This window comes from Mycobacterium sp. (genome assembly GCF_019243155.1).
GTDB lineage: Bacteria > Actinomycetota > Actinomycetes > Mycobacteriales > Mycobacteriaceae > Mycobacterium.
Genome location: NZ_JAFAUS010000232.1, coordinates 1 through 3,958 on the forward strand (window position 1 = coordinate 1; position 3,958 = coordinate 3,958).

The window sequence follows — 3,958 nt, forward strand, 5'->3', positions numbered from 1 at the left end:
ATGTTCTCGACCAGTGCCTTGGTGCGCGGGTCGCGACCGAAGAAGTGGTCGCGCACGTAGGCCCCGTCGTTGGCCTTGTAAGTCTGGTAGTCGCCGTCAGGGGTGGTGTTCATCAGGTTCACCAGCGCGCCGTCGCGGTCGGCGTGCAGCAGCGCGTCCCATTCGCGGCCCCAGACCACCTTGATCACGTTCCAGCCGGCGCCGCGGAAGAACGACTCCAGCTCCTGGATGATCTTGCCGTTGCCGCGCACCGGGCCGTCGAGGCGCTGCAGGTTGCAGTTGATCACGAAGGTCAGGTTGTCCAGGCCCTCGTTGGCGGCCACCTGAATGAGTCCGCGGCTTTCCGGTTCGTCCATCTCGCCGTCGCCGAGGAACGCCCACACGTGCTGGCCGGACGTGTCCTTGATGCCCCGGTCATGCAGGTAGTGGTTGAACCGCGCCTGGTAGATGGCGTTGAGCGGGCCCAGGCCCATCGACACGGTGGGGAATTCCCAGAAGTCGTGCATCAGCCGCGGGTGGGGGTAGGACGGCAACCCGCCGCCGGCGTGGCTGTGCTCCTGGCGGAAACCGTCGAGCCGGTCCGCGCTCAGGCGGCCCTCCAGGAATGCCCGCGCGTAGATCCCCGGGGACGCGTGACCCTGGACGAACACCTGGTCCCCGCCGCCGGGATCCGACTTGCCGCGGAAGAAGTGATTGAAGCCGACCTCGTACAGCGCCGCCGACGAGGCGTACGTCGAAATGTGCCCGCCCACGCCGACTCCCGGGCGCTGGGCGCGGTGCACCATGATCGCCGCGTTCCACCGGATCCACGCGCGGAAGCGCCGTTCGACGTCCTCGTCGCCTGGGAACCAGGGTTCCATCTCGGTCGGGATGGTGTTGACGTAGTCGGTCGACGTCAGCGCCGGGATGGCGATGCGCTGCTCGCCCGCGCGTTCCAGCAGGCGCAACATCAGGTAGCGCGCCCGCGCCGGTCCTTGGCGCTCCAGGAGTTCATCGAAGGATTCCAGCCACTCCGACGTCTCTTCGGGATCGATGTCGGGCAGATAAGACGCCACGCCTTCGCGGATCACCCGAACGCGGTCGGGTTCGCCTGTGCTGCTAGGGGTTTTGGCCAGATCGTGGCGCACGAACTCGGTTGTCAACGCACTGCTCCTGAGGTTGGCGGGGCTTGTGCCGATGGGGTGTTGTGCACCCCGTCCCCCCATCGTGCCGCACCGGCGTTGAAGTGGGGTAGCCGACGTCGGGTAGCCGACTAGGTGCGTACGGGGGCAAGCGCGCGCGTTCACCCGGTAACGTCAGGACCTGTGCTCATCGGATGGCGTGCCGTCCCTCGCGCACGGGTGGGGGTTTCACCTAAGCGAGGCGCTCTGGCCCTTGGCTGCATCGCGACAGCGCTGATGGCCATCGTGGGATGTACCACCGTCACCAATGGCACGGCCAACCCCGACACCAAAGTCGCCCCGGCCTATCGGCAGTCGGTGTCCGCGTCGGTTTCCGAGTCGTCGGCGACGTCGAAGATCCGTGAGTCCCAGCGGCAGCAATCGCTGACCACCAAAGCGATGCGCACCTCCTGCTCGTCGCTGGTCACCACGAGCAGGAACGCGATCGACAGGGTCAACGACTACGTCAGGGCCTACAACAACGGAGGCAGCACGGGCGCGATGGAAGGCCCGGCCATCGACGCGCTCAACGACAGCGCCAACACGGTCGCCAACAGCTTCAGCGACGCGCTGACGCCGCAGATGCGGGACGCGCTCAACGCTTACATCGACGCCGCGCACGGCGTGGCCAACGCCATCGGCACACATGCGGGTACGGGAGAATTCAACAAACGAGTCGATCAACTCAACGACACAAAGACGAAGGCGCTCAAACTCTGCCTAGCGACGTAACGAGGCTGAGTGTGGACCGCGCTTTGGCTGTGGGACGATAATCCCCATCGCACAGCGCGCAGATAGCCTGCGGACAGACGCAAGGAGGCTCCACGGTGGTCGCGGCGGATCACGCCCCGAGCTACGCTCGCAAACTGGGCATCCAACGAGACCAAGTTGTCCAGGAATGGGGCTGGGACGAAGACACCGACGACGAAATCCGCGGTGACGTTGAGGAAGCGTGCGGCGGTGAGTTGCTCGATGAGGACACCGACGAGGTAGTCGACGTCGTGCTGATGTGGTGGCGCGACGGGGACGGTGACCTGGTGGACACCCTGATGGACGCGATCGGTCCGCTGGCCGAGGACGGGGTGATCTGGGTATTGACCCCCAAGACCGGCAAGCCCGGCCACGTCCTGCCGGCCGAGATCGCCGAGGCAGCCCCCACCGCCGGTTTGATGCCGACGTCGTCGGTCAACCTCGGCGACTGGAGCGCCAGCCGACTGGTGCAGCCGAAATCGTCTCGGACCGGGAAGCGATAATGCTGCCCGTCGGGGCCGCCGCCCCGGATTTCACCTTGCGCGACCAGAATCAACAGCGCATCACCCTGAGCTCCTACCAGGGCGCCAAGAACGTCCTGCTGGTGTTCTTTCCGCTCGCGTTCACCGGTATCTGCCAGGGCGAGCTGGATCTGCTGCGTGACCACCTGCCCGAATTCGAGAATGCCGACAGTGTGGCGCTGGCAATCTCGGTGGGCCCACCGCCCACGCACAAGATCTGGTCGCTGGAAAGCGGGTTCACTTTCCCGGTGTTGTCCGATTTCTGGCCGCACGGCGCGACCAGCGAGGCCTATGGAGTGTTCAACGACGATGTCGGCTACTCCAACCGCGGCACCTTTGTCGTCGACCGTTCGGGGATCATCCGGTTCGCGGAGATGAAACAGCCCGGGGAGTCCCGCGACCAGCGGCTATGGACCGACGCCCTGGCCGCTTTGCGCGCCTGAGGTGGGTCGATAGTTTTGGGTAGATGGCCTTTCAACGTGTAACCTGCCCGGGCACGGGCGCGTAGCTCAGTGGTAGAGCTCTGGTTTTACACACCAGCGGTCGGCGGTTCGATACCGTCCGCGCCCACCAAGAAAACTCGAGTTCAATGCCGTAGAAGTCGGCTTGGTGGTGATTGGCACAACCCCCGTTGTGCCATGAATGTGCCAACGGACCACAGATGGATTCCGGTGTTGACGACAATCGTGCCGAGTCCGTGGGGACGGACTGCCGCGGGCGACAACTTCACCAGCGATCGGCATTGGACGAGTTGATCCAAGAAGGAGCTGTAGATACGAAGTCGCATCTGCTGCCATAGCCCCGACGGCTGGGTCAGGACGCGCCAGCGACACACGCTCCGATACTGCCCGTTGAGGGTCATTCAATCCGTCAGGACGCCTTGATGATTGGGCTGCGGCAGTCAGTTCCGGACTGCCGCCGCATTCGTACTGTACGCAGCGACCGCTGGTGTGGTCATGCTTTCGTGGCCCACCGACGGCGACGATCGCCTGTGGTGACAGCCTCTGGTGAGTTGGTCGTTGAATCTGAAGCACCCCCGGGGGTCAGACCAACGATCTGATGGCGTGACGGTACGCAGCCGGGTCCTGACTGTGGTGGCGGCTGCCGAGCGACTTCGCCGCGTTACGGGACGGGCCGAAACGTCGCCGACGGTGCACAGCGGATGGCCGCCGCAGACGTGACGACAAGATTCGGGACCGGCGCCCGCTTGGGGTGTCGGTCACGGTCGGTTTGCGACGAGGTCGGTCGGGGATCGGTGTGCGGTGATTGTCAATCACGGATGAGTGACCTGGCCGCTGTTAGCAGATGGTGGGAGCCCGCTGGTGCTAGCGTCACGGCTAGTAGGGGTCGAGCTGCCATGAGGAGCAAGTGATGCCCAACAATCAGGACTGGACCAAACCCGCGATGATGGCCATCCCCAAGGAGGGTTACTTCGAGGAGCAGCGGGGACGTTACGGTCCCATCTTCCCCAGAACCCCTGCGTGCTATGGGTTTACGATCTTCGCCAAAGTCATACGCGGCCGTGAG

General features: G+C 64.7%; 3 protein-coding genes, 1 tRNA gene and 1 pseudogene. 4 read left to right on the forward strand and 1 reads right to left on the reverse strand.

Going from position 1 to position 3,958, the window contains the following annotated elements; genetic code table 11:
- Positions 1–1,142, reverse strand: a pseudogene (locus JOZ00_RS11545) (pyruvate dehydrogenase (acetyl-transferring), homodimeric type); the annotation flags it as partial.
- Positions 1,143–1,304: 162 nt separating this feature from the next.
- Between JOZ00_RS11545 and JOZ00_RS11550 the strand changes: the two are divergent.
- The 4 genes from JOZ00_RS11550 to JOZ00_RS11565 all read left to right on the forward strand — a co-directional run bounded on the left by JOZ00_RS11550 (position 1,305) and on the right by JOZ00_RS11565 (position 3,004).
- Positions 1,305–1,892 (forward strand): hypothetical protein, encoded by a 588-nt coding sequence (locus JOZ00_RS11550; RefSeq protein ID WP_293343887.1) that lies wholly within the window; start codon positions 1,305–1,307, stop codon positions 1,890–1,892.
- A gap of 95 nt (positions 1,893–1,987) precedes the next feature.
- Complete coding sequence (locus JOZ00_RS11555; protein ID WP_293343889.1) at positions 1,988–2,413, forward strand: DUF3052 domain-containing protein; 426 nt, start codon at positions 1,988–1,990, stop codon at positions 2,411–2,413.
- Positions 2,413–2,874 carry a peroxiredoxin gene (locus JOZ00_RS11560; RefSeq protein ID WP_293343891.1) on the forward strand — a complete coding sequence of 154 codons (462 nt, stop codon included), beginning with the start codon at positions 2,413–2,415 and terminating at the stop codon, positions 2,872–2,874. Before JOZ00_RS11555 ends, JOZ00_RS11560 begins: the two co-directional genes overlap by 1 nt.
- Before the next feature lie 55 nt (positions 2,875–2,929).
- Positions 2,930–3,004: transfer RNA gene (locus JOZ00_RS11565), tRNA-Val, on the forward strand.
- Positions 3,005–3,958: the final 954 nt, after the last annotated feature.

What these genes read in the sequence shown, in the direction of transcription:
- JOZ00_RS11560 (WP_293343891.1), top strand. Translation starts at nt 2,413, where the DNA reads ATGCTGCCCGTCGGGGCCGCCGCCCCGGATTTCACCTTGCGCGACCAG.